We start from the raw sequence: 16445 nt of genomic DNA on the forward strand, positions 1-16445 counted from the left end.
CAATTGTGGCTCCCGCAGTACGGGTTCCTGCGTGTGCTTGAGGTGTCCCTGAAAGGTGAAGGCGTCAGCACAGCTGCAGCCGAAGGCAAGCGGTGGATTGCCTATGGCAGTTCCATCACGCAATGCAGGCAAGCCGATGGTCCTTCTGAAGCCTGGCCCGCGTTGGTGGCCAGGGAGTACGGCTGGCAACTGCAGTCGTTGGGATTCGGGGGCGAATGCCAGTTGGACCCGGCAGCGGAGAGCACCATATGTCAGCTTCCGGCGGACGTCATTTCCTTGTGCCTGGGGATCAATACGTACAACGTGGCGGCTTTTTCGGGGCGTACGTTCGCGAGCCAGGTCCTGGGCTTCGTCAGCAACATCCGGAAGGCGCACCCCAGGGTGCCCATCGCCGTCATTTCGCCGGTAATTTCACTTCCCAGGGAGTCTGCTCCCAACGCGGCCGGGTGGACACTTGCTGACTACAGGAACGCTGTTGCCGACGTCGTCCGGGCAGTACGCGGGCGGGGCGATACGCGGCTGCATCTATTGGACGGGGAAGGGGTGTTTACCCCGGGGGAGGCCGCCGCGCTTATGCCCGATACGCTGCATCCGAACAATGACGGCTACCGGCTGATGGCTGCCAGATTGGGTCCGCAACTGGCGGCGGTTGCCAACCTCCGCAACTGACAGGTCTTTGCTCACTGCTGCATTGGCATGGCTGCGGGCTGAAAGGTGCACGTCTTGTCTTCGAATATATGTTCGAATACCATGGCACCATGAACGATGCTCCCAAGTCGCCGGACGGCCTGGCCGGTCCCATGAAAGCAATGAGCCCCGGCGTTGTTGACTTCCTGTTCAGGCAACTCGTGGCCGGCGAACCTCCGGAAGACACCCAGTGGCGCCGCGAGGGGACAGTCCTGGCCGAGCAGGCGCCGGGAGCGGAACTCGCCCGTCGCCTTTCTGAGACGGACCTGGATTCCCTGACCCCCTTGGAACTGTTCGAGTATGTCCGGGCGTCCCAGCGCTTGGTGACATGGGCGGAACACCTCAAGGAGCGGGCCGTGGCTCAGTACTGTGCGGAGCAACCGACCCGGACAAGAGGCCTCGCGTAACCTGGTCGGCCCGGAACGGGGCTGAGGTCATGGCATGAGGACCATCACGCGGAACCCATTCTTGCAACAAGCCAGTGACAGGGTAACGTTTTTCCTATGTCTGACTTGCGCGCCCACACTCCCGCCCTTGGTACCCTGCTGACCGCTATGGTCACCCCGTTCACCGAGGACGGCAAGGTTGACTACGATCAAGCCGCCGCGCTGGCAGAAAAGCTCGTCCAGGATGGCTGTGACGGACTTGTGGTCACCGGCACCACAGGTGAGACCTCGACGCTCACCGATGACGAAAACGTTGGTATGTTCCGGGCAGTCAAAGAAGCCGTCGGTGGCAAAGCTGCCATCATCGCCGGAACCGGCACTAACGACACCGCACACTCGGTGCACCTTTCCCAGCGGGCCGCCGAAGTTGGCGTTGACGGCCTCCTGATCGTCACCCCGTACTACAACAAGCCCAGCCAGGCCGGCGTCCGGGCACACTTTGAGACGATTGCATCTTCAACGGACCTGCCCGTCATGCTTTACGACATCCCCGGCCGTTCTTCCATTGCCATCGCCCCGGAGACCATGATCGAGCTGGCCAAGCACCGGAACATCGTTGCGGTCAAGGATGCCAAGGCGGACTTTGCCGCTGCCACGCGGGTCATGGCTGAGACGGACCTCGTTTTCTACTCCGGTGATGACGGATTGACCCTCCAATGGATGGCGCTGGGCGCTGTCGGCCTGGTGGGCGTCACCACCCATGTGGCAACGAGTCGTTTCCGCGCCCTGGTGGATGCCGTGAATGCCAACGACCTCGCTGCGGCGAGGGCCATCAACTTTGAATTGGAACCCGTGGTTCGTGGAACCATGACCCGGGTCCAGGGCGCAGTAGCCGCCAAGCAGATTCTCAAGTGGCAGGGAGTCCTGCCCAACTCGGTTGTCCGTTTGCCCCTCGTGGAGCCGGACGCGGCCGAGATCGAAATCATCCGCGGGGATTTGGCGGAAGCCGGAATGGACTTCAACGTCTAGGCCGGTTTCGCCGGAAAGTAGCACAATATGACCCAAACCGCCCTTCCCGGACTGGTTACTCCGCCGAAACTGCCCAAAGGCACGCTGCGGATTGTTCCGCTCGGTGGCCTGGGAGAGATCGGCCGCAACATGGCCGTCTTCGAAATCGACGGCAAGTTGCTGGTCGTTGACTGTGGCGTGCTCTTCCCTGAGGAGACGCAGCCCGGTGTTGACTTGATCCTGCCCGATTTCTCGTACATCGAGGACCGGCTCCAGGACGTGGTCGGCGTCGTTCTGACTCACGGGCACGAGGACCACATCGGCGCTGTTCCTTATCTGTTGCGCCTCAAGGCCGATATTCCGCTGATCGGTTCCCAGTTGACCCTTGCCCTGGTGGAAGCAAAGCTTCAGGAACACCGGATCAAGCCGTATACCCTCACGGTCACCGAGGGCCAGGTGGAGCAGTTCGGCCCGTTCGAGTGCGAGTTCATCGCCGTCAACCACTCCATCCCGGATGCCTTGGCAGTTTTCATCCGGACCGAGGGTGGCACAGTCCTGCACACCGGCGACTTCAAGATGGACCAGTTGCCGCTGGACGGGCGCATCACAGACCTTCGCCACTTTGCGCGACTGGGTGAAGAGGGCGTGGACCTTTTCATGGCAGACTCCACCAACGCGGATGTCCCCGGATTCACCACGGCCGAGAAAGAAATCGGTCCTACCTTGGACCGCTTGTTCGGGCTGGCCAAGAAGCGCCTGATCGTCGCTTCGTTCTCCTCCCATGTGCACCGGGTCCAGCAGGTCCTTGATGCTGCCGAAAAGCACGGCCGCAAGGTCGCGTTCGTTGGGCGCTCCATGGTGCGGAACATGGCCATAGCGGCCAAACTGGGGTACTTGGATGTGCCGGATAACATCTTGGTGGATATCAAGAACATCGACAACATGCCCGATGACCGCGTGGTGCTGATGTCCACTGGTTCGCAGGGCGAGCCGATGGCGGCCCTGTCGAGGATGGCCAACGGCGACCACCGCGTAGTAGTTGGCCCCGGCGACACCGTCATCCTGGCTTCCAGCCTGATTCCCGGCAACGAGAATGCAGTGTTCCGCATCATCAACGGTCTGCTCAAACTCGGGGCGGATGTGATCCACAAGGGCACTGCGAAGGTCCACGTTTCCGGGCATGCAGCGGCAGGGGAGCTCCTGTACTGCTACAACATCCTTGAGCCGCTCAACGCCATGCCTGTGCACGGGGAAACCCGGCACCTCATCGCCAACGGCAACATTGCGCTGGAATCCGGTGTTCCGTCCGAGGGCATCATCCTCAGCGACAACGGAACCGTGATCGACCTCAAGGACCACAAGGCCAATATCGTCGGCCAGGTGGAGGTCGGGTTCGTCTACGTTGACGGTTCCAGCGTGGGTGAGATCACCGACGCCGACCTCAAGGACCGCCGCATCCTGGGCGACGAAGGCTTCATTTCCATCATCACGGTCATCAACCGCACTACCGGCAAGATCGTGTCCGGGCCGGAAATCCACGCCCGTGGTGTTGCTGAGGATGACTCGGTCTTCGATGAGATCATCCCCAAGATCAATGCTGCGTTGGAGGAAGCCGTGCTTAATCACGCAGACCACACCAACCACCAGCTGCAGCAGGTGGTCCGCAGAATCATCGGCACTTGGGTCAACCGCAAGCTCCGCCGCCGTCCTATGATCATTCCGGTGGTCCTCGAGGCGTAGTCCGGGCAACATGCACACCCAAGGGGGCCTGAAATCCGCGGATTTCAGGCCCCCTTGGGGTACCGTGGCACTTATGGCGACCCGTACTACCTCCACGCCACGAGGCAGCTCCAGCAGTAAATCCGGCGGCACAGGCCGGGGCGCAGCTGCATCCAAAAGCACTGCAGCCGCGGCCAGGAACGGTCGGGGAAGCACTGCCCGCACCAAGCAGGCAGCCGCCGTCGAGCCCCAGGCCCCGCTGCCCCTGCGCCTTCTTTCGGGTTTTTGGCAGGGGATCGGCCATGTGGTCGGCGCCGGCGTCCGGCGCATTGGCTATGACGTCAGTGACCTCGAGCCCGCCGACCGGCGTGACGGCGCAGCCCTGTTCAACCTGGTGTTGGGCATTGCTATTGCCACCTTCGCCTGGTGGGGCCTGACAGGCTGGCTCCCGGACGTCGTTTACAGCGTGGTCAACGGAACGTTTGGTTGGATGACCTTGATCCTGCCTTTCATGCTTTTTGTTTGCGCATTCCGCTTGTTCCGGAAGCCACAGGACGGCCGTGGCAACAATCGTGTGGGCATTGGCTTCATGATCATGACCTTGGCCGGTTCGGGGCTGGCCCACGTCATTGGGGGCCTGCCCACCGTGGCCGACGGGTTCGATGGCCTGCGCAAGGCAGGCGGCATGCTTGGATTCCTCGCCGCCGCTCCTCTGGCCGCGATCCACGTCGCGGTGCCGGTGATCCTTTACAGCTTGTTGGCGTTCGTCTCCTTCCTGATTGTCACCGCAACCCCGTTCGGTGCCATTCCCGCCCGGATCCGGGGGGCGTATGAGCACCTGATGGGCGTTGACCTCATGGACGGTTCGGGCAAAGACGCCCACGACCGCAGCTACCTTTACGAAAACGACGCACCTGCAAAGCCCAAGAAGAAGCGCATGCGCCTCTTCGGCAAGGACCAGGAACCCGAGGCAGGGCTGGAAGGCTACGTCGGGGACGAAGCTTTCGAACACGCAATAGTCGACGACGACGAAACTCCCGCCGCGTCCGAACCCCGCGTTCCGCCGGGCGTACGTCGCCCCACCCAGGCCGAGATCGCCGTCGGGAAGATCAAGGCCGCCCAAGGTCTCGGTGCTGCGCCTGGCATCGACAACCCCACGGAGGCCATCCCGGTTATTACTCCTGAGATGACCGCGCCTGCGGTTCCTGCCGCCCAGGTCCCGGCGAAGCCTGCCGGAGCGCCCCTCCCGCAAACGCCGATTCCACAGCGCACGGAGCAGTTGTCCCTCGCCGGGGATGTCACCTACACCCTGCCGGCCTCGGACTATCTGACACCGGGCTCCATTCCGAAGGAGCGTACGGAGGCCAATGACGCCGTCGTCGCAGCCCTGACGGACACCCTGACGCAGTTCAATGTAGACGCCGCTGTGACCGGCTTCAGCCGTGGTCCCACCGTGACCCGCTATGAAATCGAACTGTCTCCGGGCACCAAAGTGGAGCGCGTCACTGCACTGTCCAAGAACATCTCCTATGCCGTCGCATCCAGCGATGTCCGGATACTGAGCCCCATACCCGGCAAGTCCGCCATTGGCATCGAGATTCCCAACACGGACCGCGAAACGGTGTCCCTGGGCGATGTGCTGCGGAGCCAGAACGCCCGACGAACCGACCACCCCATGGTCATGGGTGTCGGCAAGGACGTCGAGGGCGGCTACGTGGTGGCCAACCTCGCCAAGATGCCGCACCTCCTTGTGGCCGGCGCCACCGGTGCTGGTAAGTCGAGCTTCGTCAACTCCATGATTACCTCCATCCTGATGCGCGCCACCCCGGACGAAGTCCGTATGGTCATGGTGGACCCCAAACGCGTGGAGCTCACCGCGTATGAAGGTGTGCCGCACCTCATCACACCCATCATCACCAACCCCAAAAAGGCTGCTGAAGCCCTGCAGTGGGTGGTCCGCGAGATGGACGCCCGCTACGACGACCTCGCCAACTACGGGTACAAGCACATTGACGACTTCAACAAGGCGGTCCGGGCGGGCAAAGTGGTGCCGCCGGTGGACTCCAAGCGGATCATCAAGCCCTATCCGTACCTCCTGGTGATTGTCGATGAGCTTGCCGACCTCATGATGGTGGCGCCTCGCGACGTCGAAGACTCAATCGTCCGCATCACCCAGCTGGCCCGTGCTGCCGGTATCCACCTGGTGCTGGCAACGCAGCGCCCCTCCGTTGATGTTGTCACCGGCCTGATCAAGGCGAATGTTCCCTCACGCATGGCCTTTGCTACCTCGTCTGTGACGGACTCCCGCGTGGTGTTGGACCAGCCGGGCGCGGAGAAGCTTATTGGCCAGGGTGACGCGCTCTTCCTGCCGATGGGTGCCTCAAAGGCGATGCGCGTCCAGGGTGCCTGGGTCACGGAATCGGAGATCCATAAGGTGGTGGAGCACGTCAAGGGACAGCTCCAGGCTGTCTACCGCGATGACGTTGCTGCCGAGGCTCCCAAGAAGCAGATCGACGACGACATTGGAGATGACCTCGAAGTCCTGCTGCAGGCTACTGAGCTGGTGGTCACCACGCAGTTCGGCTCAACTTCGATGCTGCAGCGCAAGCTGCGCGTAGGCTTCGCGAAAGCCGGACGGCTCATGGACCTCCTGGAATCACGCGGCGTTGTGGGCCCCTCCGAAGGCTCCAAGGCCCGCGACGTCCTGGTCAAGCCCGATGACCTCGCGGCCGTCCTGGCTGCCATGAAGGGCCAGGAATCGCCTGCTGCGCCCGACGCCCACACGGCAGCCCTGAGTGAGAACGCCAACTCCAATATCGCCGTCGGCGGCTATGCGGAGGACCTGGTTCAGGCGGACCTGGACAACCGGACGCAGGCCATTGAGTACTACGACGGTGCTGACGGCCCGAATGAGGACGACGAGGGCGGCGAGGACGCCTGGTCGCTCACAGGGCGCTAGCGTCAAAAAGCGGCAGCCCCAAAGACGGTAGCCTAGAGGGGTGACTACAGCCGAGGGTGATAACGCCACGTCCAGCAGCTCCGACGTCTGGAACCTGCCCAACATCCTCACGATGCTCCGCATCGTCCTGGTTCCTTTCTTCGTATGGTTCCTGGTGGCGGATAACGGCGAGTACGGTATCTGGCGCTGGGCCGCGGTGGTGGCCTTCGCGGTAGCCATCTACACGGACAAGCTCGACGGCGACATCGCCAGGGCGCGGGGCCTCATTACCAACTTCGGCAAGATCGCAGATCCCATCGCCGATAAATTGCTGATCGGCTCCGCCCTGGTACTTTTGTCCATCCTGGGGGAGTTGCCCTGGTGGGTGACCATCCTGATCCTGGTGCGCGAATGGGGGATCACGGCCCTGCGCTTCGTCGTCATCCGGTACGGAGTCATGCCGGCTTCCCGCGGTGGAAAGCTGAAGACGGTGGTGCAAACCGTGGCCATTTTCCTCTACATCCTTCCGTTGAAGGCCATCGCCCCGTGGCTTGGCAACGTCGCCTTCTGGGTCATGATGGTGGCACTTGCCATCACCCTGTGGACCGGCGTCGAATATGTTATCCAGGCGCTTAAGCTGCGGGCGGCGGGCCGCCGCGCATGAGGCAAACGTCGACGGCGGTGGTTGCCGCTGCGATCGCGGGGAAGCAGACTGTGGCTACGGCGGAGTCGTTGACCGCCGGCATGGTCGCTGCATCATTGGCCAATACGCCCGGCGCATCGGGGATGCTGCAGGGCGGCGTTGTTGCGTATCAGAATTCCGTTAAATCCGACGTCCTGGGCGTCCCCAAGGAACTGCTTGCGGCCGTCGGTTCCGTTGACGGTGGGGTGGCTGAGGCCATGGCCGATGGCGCCCGGCGTGCCTGCGGTGCCAGCGTTGGGGTTTCCACCACAGGAGTGGCCGGACCCGATCCCCATGACGGCAAAGCGGTTGGGACGGTGTTCATCGGAATCGCTACGGAAGCCGGAACACAGGCCTTTGAATGCAGCTTCACGGGGGACCGGCAGTCCATCCGCGAGCAAGCTTGCGAGGCTGCCCTGGCGCGTCTGCTTGCTGCGTTGGAAGGCGTTGGTTACCGTTCGTAAAGTAGCCGGGAACAAAAACTGATTGCCAATAGTTGTGTCATTGTGTCGCTTCGGAAGAGCCGGGGCGCCTAGGATATAAAAACCAACCCGGTCCGCCCACCAGCGAAACCGGAAGAACGAGGGAGCAAGGCGATACAGATGGTAAAGCAGCCCGTATCCGTGAACGGCGTTGTCCGCTGGAAGGATGTGGGCTTGGCTGATCAGGCACAGAGCGAACAGAAGGAGCGCAAAATGGTTGTACTACGCCACGAGATCGGTGATGTACTGCGCGATGTCCGCCAGCGTCAGGGCCGTACCCTCCGCGAGGTTTCGCACAGCGCCCGCGTCTCACTTGGTTACTTGAGTGAAGTTGAACGCGGCCAGAAGGAGGCTTCTTCCGAGCTCCTGTCCTCTATCTGCACAGCCCTGGATGTTCCGTTGTCCCACATGCTCCGCGAAGTCAGCGACCGTGTGGCTGTTGCTGAAGGAGTGTCCGTCCCGGACACCGTTCCGCAGGAGTTCTCCCAGCGTTACGGTCGCGATCTGGACCTCACGGACGACTTCCCGCAGGGAATGCTCTCCGGAGCCCGGTAGCCGTTCCACCAGAATTGGAAAGAAGGTCTCCAGCCAACGGCTGGGGACCTTCTTTTTGTCTTCCTTGTGGCTTTAAACTGTGGCCTCCAACTGTGGTCCTCCGGACCAGGGGCCGGACGGATCAGCTGGCGGGAGGCGCAGCGGGATCGGAAGAGGAATCAGTTTCCCGCAGGGTGACGTCCTTGAGCACGCCGTCGCCGTAGATGGCATTGAGGCGGCCCATGTAATCGGCGAGCGTTTGGACATCCTCAAGCGGCCATTCGCCGAGGCGTTCCCTGAACACCTGCCGCCGTGCATCCTGGACCTGGTGCATCTTGTCCTCGCCTTTGTCCGTCAGGCGAATTGACTGGGCCCTGCCGTCCTGCGGGTCCGCCTCTTTGTACACCAAGCCGATGCTCTCCAGGAAGGCGATCTGACGGCTCACAGACGGCTTACCGACCCCGATGCAGGTGGCCAGATCGGTGAGCCGGATGGGCCCTTCCCTCCTGATGACGGTCAGCAGCCCGTAGGCGGCCGGTTCCATATCCGGATGCACCTGGCGTGACAGCTGGTGGGAAATTGATCGGGCGCGGCGCCAGAGCAGGCTCAGCTGGTGTTCTACCTGCTGGAGGGCGTCGTCCACGGCGTCGCCTGGCACAGCCTGGTCGGGCGTGCTCTGGAGAGGATTGCTCATGGCAACCATTCTAGAGTCCGGCTCCGTGAGAGACTCTATCCGTGAGGGCAAGTGACTTTTGGCGATTGATGGACGACGAATTCGGGGCAGGCTATTCCCGGGTCCTGGCCGGCTCCTTGGTACTCGCAGGCGTGGGTGGAAGGACTGCCGTTGAGGCCTTGGCCTCCGGTTACCACCCCCGCGAGGTGTGGTTGGCCATGTGCGAAGTCCAGGATGTTCCCCCGGAACGCAGGCTGGGGCGGGACATCAGGCCTGCCTCCAGCTAACGCCATACCAGCAGCGGGACCGCCGGTTCCGGGCGCGGCAACGGGTGACACGCCGAGCCATTGTTCGAATATCTGTTCGGATGGGGATATGCTCCTTTGAGAGGAAAATTGGTCCCGAAGGCCGTGTTTCCGAGCTTCCGGATTGCCCGGTTGTCCACATAGCCGGATTCGGCTCATAAAAATGTCAGCGCTCCGTAATAGCGTCTGACATGACAGGAAAGCGGCCTTTCGGGCCACTCCACAGCGAGAAAGCATCAGAGGTGTGAACCATGGCGGCAACCCCGGATCGTGAAAAGGCGCTCGAAGCAGCGCTTGCCCAGATCGACAAGCAGTTCGGCAAAGGCTCCATCATGCGCCTGGGTGATGACACCCGCGCTCCGATCGAGATCATTCCCACCGGCTCCATCGCCTTGGATGTTGCCCTTGGCATTGGCGGCCTGCCCCGCGGCCGCGTCGTTGAAATCTACGGTCCTGAATCCTCGGGTAAGACCACCGTTGCCCTGCATGCTGTTGCCAATGCACAGCGCGCCGGTGGCATCGCTGCCTTCATCGACGCCGAGCACGCACTGGACCCGGATTATGCGGCCAAGCTCGGAGTTGATACGGACGCACTCCTGGTCTCCCAGCCGGATACCGGTGAGCAGGCCTTGGAGATCATGGACATGCTGGTGGGCTCCGGCTCCCTGGACATCATTGTCATTGACTCCGTGGCAGCTTTGGTGCCCCGTGCGGAAATCGAAGGCGAGATGGGTGACTCCCACGTGGGTCTCCAGGCACGACTGATGAGCCAGGCCCTGCGTAAGATCACCGGCCGGCTCAGCCAGACCAAGACCACCGCCATCTTCATTAACCAGCTTCGTGAAAAGATCGGCGTCTTCTTCGGCTCCCCGGAAACCACCACCGGTGGCAAGGCCCTGAAGTTTTACGCCTCCGTGCGAATCGATGTCCGTCGTATCCAGACTTTGAAGGAAGGTGCGGACTCGGTCGGTAACCGCACTAAAGCAAAGATCGTCAAGAACAAGATGGCTCCACCGTTCAAAATTGCTGAATTCGACATCATCTATGGCCAGGGCATCTCCCGCGAGGGCGGCATCATTGACATGGGCGTCGAGCACGGCATCATCAAGAAGTCCGGCTCGTGGTTTACCTATGATGGCGATCAACTGGGTCAGGGCATGGAGAACTCACGTCGGTTCCTGCGGGACAACCCGGAGCTCGCCCAGGAACTGGAGCGCCTGATCAAGGAAAAGCTTGGCGTAGGCGTCAAGCCGGAAGAGGACTCCCCAAAGCTGAAGGCCGTTGACGGTTAGAAGAGGGCCGGATCCGGAATCGTCCGTATCCGCCGACCCCGAGCCCGATCCCGAGTCCGTGGCTCGCGCCATCGTCCTGAGGCAGTTGACGATGGCGCCACGGAGCCGGCTTCAGCTTTCGCGCAAGCTCGCGGAACGCAATGTGCCCGAGCATGTGGCAGAGGCAGTTCTGGACCGGTTCGAAGAAGTTCAGCTCATAGACGATGCTGAGTTCGCCAGGATGTGGGTGCGCAGCCGTTCGCAGAGCAAGAAGCTCGCCAAGGGCGCACTTCGTCGCGAATTGACGGACAAGGGAATTGAACTCGATGCTGCTGAAGAGGCCTTGTCGCAGCTCAGCGACCAGGATGAAGAGCTGGCTGCGCGGGAACTTATTCACCGCAAACTGAGGCCAGGTGTTGACCTGAACGATCGGGCGGAGCGGGATAAGTACACCCGCCGTCTGGCATCCATGCTGGCACGGAAGGGCTATGCGCCTTCCATGGCCTTCAGGATCGTCGGTGAAGTGCTCGCAGAAGCCGGTACCCTTGAGTAGTGAGTTTGACCATTCCTTCCCCAACAGCTGCCACCACTCCTTCGGCTGAACCCAGGACCTATCAGGTCCGTACCTTCGGTTGCCAGATGAACGTCCATGATTCCGAGCGCATGGCCGGGCTCCTGGAAGATGCGGGCTACGTTCCCGCCGATGGTGAACGCGCTGACGTGGTGGTCTTCAACACCTGCGCTGTTCGGGAAAACGCGGACAACAAACTCTACGGAAACCTCGGCCAGCTCCGGCAGGTCAAAGCGGAAAATCCCGGCATGCAGATTGCTGTGGGTGGTTGCCTGGCCCAGAAGGATCGGGAAACGATCGTCAAGAAGGCACCGTGGGTTGATGCCGTGTTTGGTACCCACAACGTGGGTGCCCTGCCCGCGCTGCTGGATCGGGCCCGGCACAACAATGAAGCGCAACTTGAGATCCTCGAATCCCTGGATGTGTTCCCTTCCACCCTTCCCACCAAGCGGGAATCTGTTTATTCAGGGTGGGTTTCCATCTCCGTCGGCTGCAACAACACCTGCACCTTCTGCATTGTGCCCTCCCTTCGCGGCAAGGAAAAGGACCGCCGTCCGGGCGAGATCCTCGCTGAGATCCAGGCGCTCGTGGACGACGGCGCGGTGGAAGTGACCCTGCTTGGCCAGAACGTTAACTCTTATGGCGTGGAGTTCGGGGACCGTCAGGCTTTCTCCAAACTCCTTCGTGCCTGCGGTGAAATAGAAGGCCTGGAGCGCGTCCGCTTCACCAGTCCGCATCCGGCGGCATTTACTGACGACGTCATCGAGGCCATGGCTGAGACCCCCAACGTCATGCCACAGTTGCATATGCCGCTCCAGTCCGGCTCGGACAAAATCCTCAAGGACATGCGCCGCTCCTACCGGTCCAGCCGGTTCCTGGGCATCCTTGACAAGGTTCGTGAGCTGATTCCCAACGCCGCCATCACCACGGACATCATTGTCGGATTCCCGGGCGAAACAGAAGACGATTTCCAAGCGACTCTGGACGTTGTGGAGAAGTCGCGCTTCTCTACGGCTTTTACTTTCCAGTACTCCAAACGGCCCGGGACTCCTGCCGCGGATCTGCCTGATCAGCTTCCCAAAGCCGTGGTTCAAGAACGCTTCGAAAGGCTCACGGCTCTCCAAGACCGCATTGCTGCCGAGGAGAACGCCAAGCAGCTGGGCCGAACCGTCGAAGTCCTGGTGACAGCCCAGTCAGGGCGCAAGGCGGAGGAGACCCACCGCTTATCAGGTCGGTCCAAGGATCAGCGACTGGTGCACTTCTCTGTGCCGTCCGGCGCTGAAATTCCCCGCCCCGGAGATTTTGTGACGGTCACCATCACTGAGGCTGCTGCATTCCACCTGGTGGCAGATCCGGCCGACGCCGGAGACTACGTGCTGCGCCGCTCCCGCGCCGGCGATGCTTGGGATCGTTCACAAGCTGACTCCTGCGGCGTCCCGGCGCCCGGGGCGGCATCAGGCAAGGCTGGAGTGTCCCTTGGCATGCCGTCATTGCCGGCTCGTCGCGCCTGACGCCGGACCAGGATCACGTGTCTACTCCTGCCCGCGACGCTTCCCTGCCCGTCATCGCCGTGGTGGGTCCTACCGGTTCCGGTAAGTCGGACCTGGGTGTCAACCTTGCCCTTGCCCTGGACGGCGAGGTCATCAACGCAGACGCCCTGCAGTTCTACCGCGGCATGGACATTGGCACAGCCAAGATCAGCGTAGAAGAGCGCAAAGGCGTGCCCCATCACTTGCTGGACATCATGGACGTCACTCAAGAGGCCAGCGTTGCTGACTTCCAAGCGGATTGCCGTGCCGCCATCGAGGAAATCCGTTCGCGGGGAAAGCATCCCATTGTGGTGGGAGGATCCGGCCTGTATGTCCGGGCCGCTTTGGATGTATTGGAGTTTCCCGGCACCGAGCCCACGATTCGAAAGGCCCTGGAGGACGAATGTGACGCGCACGGGCTCGCACCGCTGCGCGCCCGCCTTGAGGCGGTTGATCCTGTCTCGGCTGCCCGTCTGGGGGACGCACGCAGGGTGATCCGCGCCCTTGAAGTGCACCAGCTCACTGGACGCCCTTTCAGTTCTTTCATGCCCCAGCGGGAGTACTTCCGGCCGGCGCTGCAGATCGGACTGTCTGTTGACAGGGATGTTTTGCGGGAACGGTTGGCGCTCAGGGTCCATCGAATGGTGGACGCCGGCTTGCTGGGCGAGGTTGAACGGCTCGATGCTGCAGGAATCAGGACGGGCAAGACGGCCTCCCGTGCGTTGGGATACTCGCAGTTCCTGAGGGTCCTGGACAACATGGCTGACGTTGCCACGGCCGCAGAGGAGACCATCGTAGCGACGAGGCAGTTCGCCAGGCGCCAGCTCACCTGGTTCAGGGCTGACCCCCGCATCAAGTGGTTGGACTGGCAGGATCCCGGGTTGCTCGGCAAGGCAGTGGCTGCTGCCAAGTCGGAGCCAGCATAATTTCTGGCCGTACGCGGCTGGCAGGTAGCCTAGTGCCATGGATGAATCCTCCGCAGTTCCCGCCCGGCAGTCAGCAACTTCCGGCGCTTCCATGACCGCGTCCGGCCTTGCGGGCCTGGCGTTTTCCAAGGGCCATGGAACGGGCAATGACTTCGTCCTGATTGCCGATCCCGGCGATGCCCACGAGATCACTCCGGAACAGGTCGCGCAATTGTGTGATCGGCATGTGGGCATCGGTGGAGACGGTCTTATCCGCGCTGTTCCGTCTCGATTCCTCCCGGAGGGCCGTGACCTTCTGGAACAGGATCCGGAGGCCGAATGGTTCATGGACTACCGCAACGGGGATGGTTCCCTCTCCGAGATGTGCGGCAATGGCGTTCGCGTGTTTGTTCACTTCCTGATTGCCGAGAAATTGGTGGACCTTGGTCCGGGAGAAACACTGACCATCGGCACCCGTGGAGGGATCAAGAAGGTGGTCCGCACGGCTAACGGATATGCAGTGGACATGGGCCCGTGGGAGTTCATTTTCCCTCAGGAAGCCACCACCAAGGCCATGGACGCGCTGGTAAGCGCGGAAGGCCTGGAAGTGGCACGGCCTGGACTGTCCGTCAGCATGGGCAATCCTCATACGGTTGTTGCCTTGGCCGAACTCAAGGAGTTGTCGGCAACACAATTGTTCAGGGCGCCGGTGGTTGATCCCAAGCCTGCCAATGGAACCAACGTCGAATTCGTGGTGCCGGCCGAACCGCTGGTTGAAGACGGCGTTGGCACCATCACCATGCGGGTCCATGAGCGCGGCGTGGGGGAGACCCAATCGTGCGGCACCGGTGCTTGTGCTGCCGCCGTCGCCATCCGTCACTGGGCCGGAAACACGGCACCCGACGATTGGCATGTAAAGGTGCCCGGCGGCGTCGTGGACGTCAAGTTCTTCCCCGGTGCGGGCGGCCGCGAGCACGTCGAGCTCAGCGGCCCGGCAGTCATCGTAGCTACAGGGACGCTTTCCTGATACGGATGATCCGGAACGATTTGGACGTGCTCTCACGGCTCACCGTGTAGGTTTTGTCCAGTTCCTCGGCGAGCCATCGCTGGAGGGAATCCGAGCCAAGATTCTTTTGCACCACCAGCCAGGCGTTTCCTCCGGGCGCAAGCCGCGGCAACCAGGTCATCAGCAGGGTGTGGAGTTCGTCCTTGCCGATGCGGATGGGCGGGTTGGACCAGATGGTGTCGAACTCGACGGCGGGGTCCACCTCGTGAGGCAGGCTTGCCGTGACGTTGTCCAGGCCAAGTGCTGCCGCATTCTCGTTGGTCAGCGTGACGCACCGTTCATTGACGTCCACAGCGTGCACCTTGGCATGGGGTGCCATGAGTCCCAGCGTTAGAGCGATGGGACCCCACCCGCAGCCAATGTCCAGCAGGTTTCCCTGCGGCGACGGCGGCGGAACTTCGGAGAAGAGAATCGCGGTGCCCTTGTCCACTCCGTCCGGGCTGAAGATGCCCGTGGAGGTCTGCAGTTGGCGAGTAGCCCCGGCGAGTTCAACCGTCAGCGGCTTCCTCGTGAACGGTCCGGCTGGCTGGGCGGTGAAATAGTGTGCAGACTCCATAATTTGCCAGATTAGTTGGCTATCGGCGCCATGGGAAACTGCCGCAGCCAACGGGGGATTTGACATCGGATGATAATGTGGAATGCATGTTCTTGATCTTCGAGTAATTCGAGTATTCCCGCCGAAATCCGCCTGAGCTTTCAGGCGTAGCACGGCACCGCCCGCGATGCAGGCCGTTCCTTGGTATAGAGCCAGGACACGGTCTTTCCGCCAGGCAGGTTCCACGGCAAAGTCTGTCGGCGCACCAGGGCCACGGACTTATCGAAGATCACACCTTTCCGACGCGCAATCCGAACCGCCAGCTCTTGGCGCAGTCCGGAAGATCAGCTGATCGGTGCAATCTCGAGATCGCCAGGAACCTCCCCGCGGATTCCAACCGCCAGATCACAGCAACCGCCGCCCGTTTTACCGGTGGCCGTTCAGCACAGGAGGCCCTCTTTGGCCGATGCCCGTCAGCCCAGCGCGAATAGCGCCCCATCGAGCAGCAAACAGCACTATTCTGGAATAGCCGAACAGTCTAAGGAGACCATGACCACCCAGAAGCACTCCGGATCCGATTCCGACGCCCAGGACATGAGTCCTGAACAAATCCAGGCCGTGATCGACCGGATTCTTTCCAAGGATGCTCCCGCGCAGACATCCGGTGACGACGACGCCACTGGCGTTTTCGGCAAGGCGCAGGCCATTTCCACGCTGGACCAGGAACACAGCATCTACGACGGCGACCAGGAAGACCTGGCCGAACGCCGTGCACTGCGCCGTACTGCCGGTTTGTCAACGGAACTCGAAGATGTCACCGAGGTCGAATACCGGCAACTGCGCCTTGAACGCGTCGTCTTGGCAGGATTGTGGACCGAAGGCACGCTGGCCGATGCCGAGAATTCGCTGCGTGAGCTCGCTGCCTTGGCAGAGACTGCCGGTTCGGAAGTCCTCGACGGTCTGGTGCAGCGGCGCACGAAGCCGGACCCCGGGACCTTCCTCGGTTCGGGCAAAGCCCAGGAACTCAAGGAGATTGTTGCTGCCACCGGTGCGGACACCGTGGTGGTGGACACAGAGCTGGCTCCATCGCAGCGACGCGGCCTTGAAGACATCGTCAAGGTCAAGGTTGTCGACCGGACCACATTGATCCTGGA

Annotated in this window: 16 protein-coding genes and 1 pseudogene; 15 read left to right on the forward strand and 2 right to left on the reverse strand. The window is 61.8% G+C overall.

Features of this window, described 5'->3' with window-relative positions:
• The 8 genes from HP499_RS10045 to HP499_RS10080 all read left to right on the forward strand — a co-directional run.
• Positions 1 to 669, forward strand: a 669-nt coding sequence (locus HP499_RS10045; protein ID WP_253951508.1) for a GDSL-type esterase/lipase family protein, incomplete at its 5' end; no start/stop codon positions are given.
• Between the two features lie 89 nt (positions 670 to 758).
• Positions 759 to 1094: a hypothetical protein gene (locus HP499_RS10050; protein ID WP_172323941.1), complete on the forward strand. Its 336-nt coding sequence runs from the start codon at positions 759 to 761 to the stop codon at positions 1092 to 1094.
• Between the two features lie 96 nt (positions 1095 to 1190).
• Positions 1191 to 2102 carry a 4-hydroxy-tetrahydrodipicolinate synthase gene (gene dapA / locus HP499_RS10055; protein WP_172323942.1) on the forward strand — a complete coding sequence of 304 codons (912 nt, stop codon included), beginning with the start codon at positions 1191 to 1193 and terminating at the stop codon, positions 2100 to 2102.
• A gap of 27 nt (positions 2103 to 2129) precedes the next feature.
• Complete coding sequence (locus tag HP499_RS10060) at positions 2130 to 3821, forward strand: ribonuclease J (RefSeq protein WP_172323943.1); 1692 nt, start codon at positions 2130 to 2132, stop codon at positions 3819 to 3821.
• Between the two features lie 73 nt (positions 3822 to 3894).
• Positions 3895 to 6759 (forward strand): DNA translocase FtsK, encoded by a 2865-nt coding sequence (locus tag HP499_RS10065; protein ID WP_172323944.1) that lies wholly within the window; start codon positions 3895 to 3897, stop codon positions 6757 to 6759.
• Between the two features lie 40 nt (positions 6760 to 6799).
• Positions 6800 to 7402 carry a CDP-diacylglycerol--glycerol-3-phosphate 3-phosphatidyltransferase gene (gene pgsA / locus HP499_RS10070; RefSeq protein ID WP_172323945.1) on the forward strand — a complete coding sequence of 201 codons (603 nt, stop codon included), beginning with the start codon at positions 6800 to 6802 and terminating at the stop codon, positions 7400 to 7402.
• Positions 7399 to 7884, forward strand: coding sequence for a CinA family protein (locus HP499_RS10075; protein WP_172323946.1), 486 nt, complete (start codon positions 7399 to 7401; stop codon positions 7882 to 7884). The genes pgsA and HP499_RS10075 overlap by 4 nt, the downstream gene beginning before the upstream one ends.
• A 138-nt stretch (positions 7885 to 8022) precedes the next feature.
• Entirely contained in the window at positions 8023 to 8457 is a 435-nt protein-coding gene (locus HP499_RS10080; RefSeq protein WP_172323947.1) for a helix-turn-helix domain-containing protein, read from the forward strand.
• 121 nt (positions 8458 to 8578) lie between these two features.
• Here the strand turns inward: HP499_RS10080 and HP499_RS10085 are convergent, their stop codons facing one another.
• Positions 8579 to 9130, reverse strand: coding sequence for a MarR family winged helix-turn-helix transcriptional regulator (locus HP499_RS10085; RefSeq protein ID WP_172323948.1), 552 nt, complete (start codon positions 9128 to 9130; stop codon positions 8579 to 8581).
• Positions 9131 to 9198: 68 nt separating this feature from the next.
• On the opposite strand from HP499_RS10085, the gene HP499_RS10090 reads away from it, so the two are divergent.
• The 6 genes from HP499_RS10090 (at position 9199) to dapF (ending at position 14717) form a co-directional block, all read left to right on the forward strand.
• Entirely contained in the window at positions 9199 to 9396 is a 198-nt protein-coding gene (locus HP499_RS10090; RefSeq protein ID WP_216659902.1) for a DUF3046 domain-containing protein, read from the forward strand.
• A gap of 269 nt (positions 9397 to 9665) precedes the next feature.
• Positions 9666 to 10706, forward strand: a complete 1041-nt coding sequence (gene recA, locus HP499_RS10095) for a recombinase RecA (RefSeq protein WP_026541571.1) — start codon at positions 9666 to 9668, stop codon at positions 10704 to 10706.
• Positions 10696 to 11238 carry a regulatory protein RecX gene (locus HP499_RS10100; RefSeq protein ID WP_172323950.1) on the forward strand — a complete coding sequence of 181 codons (543 nt, stop codon included), beginning with the start codon at positions 10696 to 10698 and terminating at the stop codon, positions 11236 to 11238. The genes recA and HP499_RS10100 overlap by 11 nt, the downstream gene beginning before the upstream one ends.
• Positions 11238 to 12767 (forward strand): tRNA (N6-isopentenyl adenosine(37)-C2)-methylthiotransferase MiaB, encoded by a 1530-nt coding sequence (gene miaB, locus HP499_RS10105; RefSeq protein WP_172323951.1) that lies wholly within the window; start codon positions 11238 to 11240, stop codon positions 12765 to 12767. The genes HP499_RS10100 and miaB overlap by 1 nt, the downstream gene beginning before the upstream one ends.
• A gap of 17 nt (positions 12768 to 12784) precedes the next feature.
• The gene (gene miaA, locus HP499_RS10110; RefSeq protein ID WP_172323952.1) at positions 12785 to 13711 is read left to right on the forward strand and encodes a tRNA (adenosine(37)-N6)-dimethylallyltransferase MiaA; all 927 of its coding nucleotides are present in this window, start codon (positions 12785 to 12787) and stop codon (positions 13709 to 13711) included.
• Positions 13712 to 13748: 37 nt separating this feature from the next.
• Positions 13749 to 14717: a diaminopimelate epimerase gene (gene dapF, locus HP499_RS10115; protein WP_172323953.1), complete on the forward strand. Its 969-nt coding sequence runs from the start codon at positions 13749 to 13751 to the stop codon at positions 14715 to 14717.
• Here the strand turns inward: dapF and HP499_RS10120 are convergent.
• Positions 14698 to 15312, reverse strand: a complete 615-nt coding sequence (locus HP499_RS10120; protein WP_172323954.1) for a class I SAM-dependent methyltransferase — start codon at positions 15310 to 15312, stop codon at positions 14698 to 14700. The genes dapF and HP499_RS10120 overlap by 20 nt on opposite strands.
• Positions 15313 to 15840: 528 nt before the next feature.
• Here HP499_RS10120 and HP499_RS10125 point away from each other — a divergent pair.
• Positions 15841 to 16445: pseudogene (locus HP499_RS10125) on the forward strand (GTPase HflX); the annotation flags it as partial.

It is taken from the genome of Paenarthrobacter sp. CM16, assembly GCF_013179505.1.
Classification (GTDB): Bacteria; Actinomycetota; Actinomycetes; order Actinomycetales; family Micrococcaceae; genus Arthrobacter.

Bases quoted from the DNA above. Each gene is read 5' to 3' on its own strand.
- HP499_RS10120 (WP_172323954.1), bottom strand. From the start codon at position 15,312: ATGGAGTCTGCACACTATTTCACCGCCCAGCCAGCCGGACCGTTCACG.
- HP499_RS10085 (WP_172323948.1), bottom strand. From the start codon at position 9,130: ATGAGCAATCCTCTCCAGAGCACGCCCGACCAGGCTGTGCCAGGCGAC.
- dapF (WP_172323953.1), top strand. From the start codon at position 13,749: ATGGATGAATCCTCCGCAGTTCCCGCCCGGCAGTCAGCAACTTCCGGC.
- HP499_RS10090 (WP_216659902.1), top strand. From the start codon at position 9,199: ATGGACGACGAATTCGGGGCAGGCTATTCCCGGGTCCTGGCCGGCTCC.
- dapA (WP_172323942.1), top strand. From the start codon at position 1,191: ATGTCTGACTTGCGCGCCCACACTCCCGCCCTTGGTACCCTGCTGACC.
- HP499_RS10050 (WP_172323941.1), top strand. From the start codon at position 759: ATGAACGATGCTCCCAAGTCGCCGGACGGCCTGGCCGGTCCCATGAAA.
- recA (WP_026541571.1), top strand. From the start codon at position 9,666: ATGGCGGCAACCCCGGATCGTGAAAAGGCGCTCGAAGCAGCGCTTGCC.
- HP499_RS10080 (WP_172323947.1), top strand. From the start codon at position 8,023: ATGGTAAAGCAGCCCGTATCCGTGAACGGCGTTGTCCGCTGGAAGGAT.
- HP499_RS10060 (WP_172323943.1), top strand. From the start codon at position 2,130: ATGACCCAAACCGCCCTTCCCGGACTGGTTACTCCGCCGAAACTGCCC.
- HP499_RS10065 (WP_172323944.1), top strand. From the start codon at position 3,895: ATGGCGACCCGTACTACCTCCACGCCACGAGGCAGCTCCAGCAGTAAA.
- HP499_RS10075 (WP_172323946.1), top strand. From the start codon at position 7,399: ATGAGGCAAACGTCGACGGCGGTGGTTGCCGCTGCGATCGCGGGGAAG.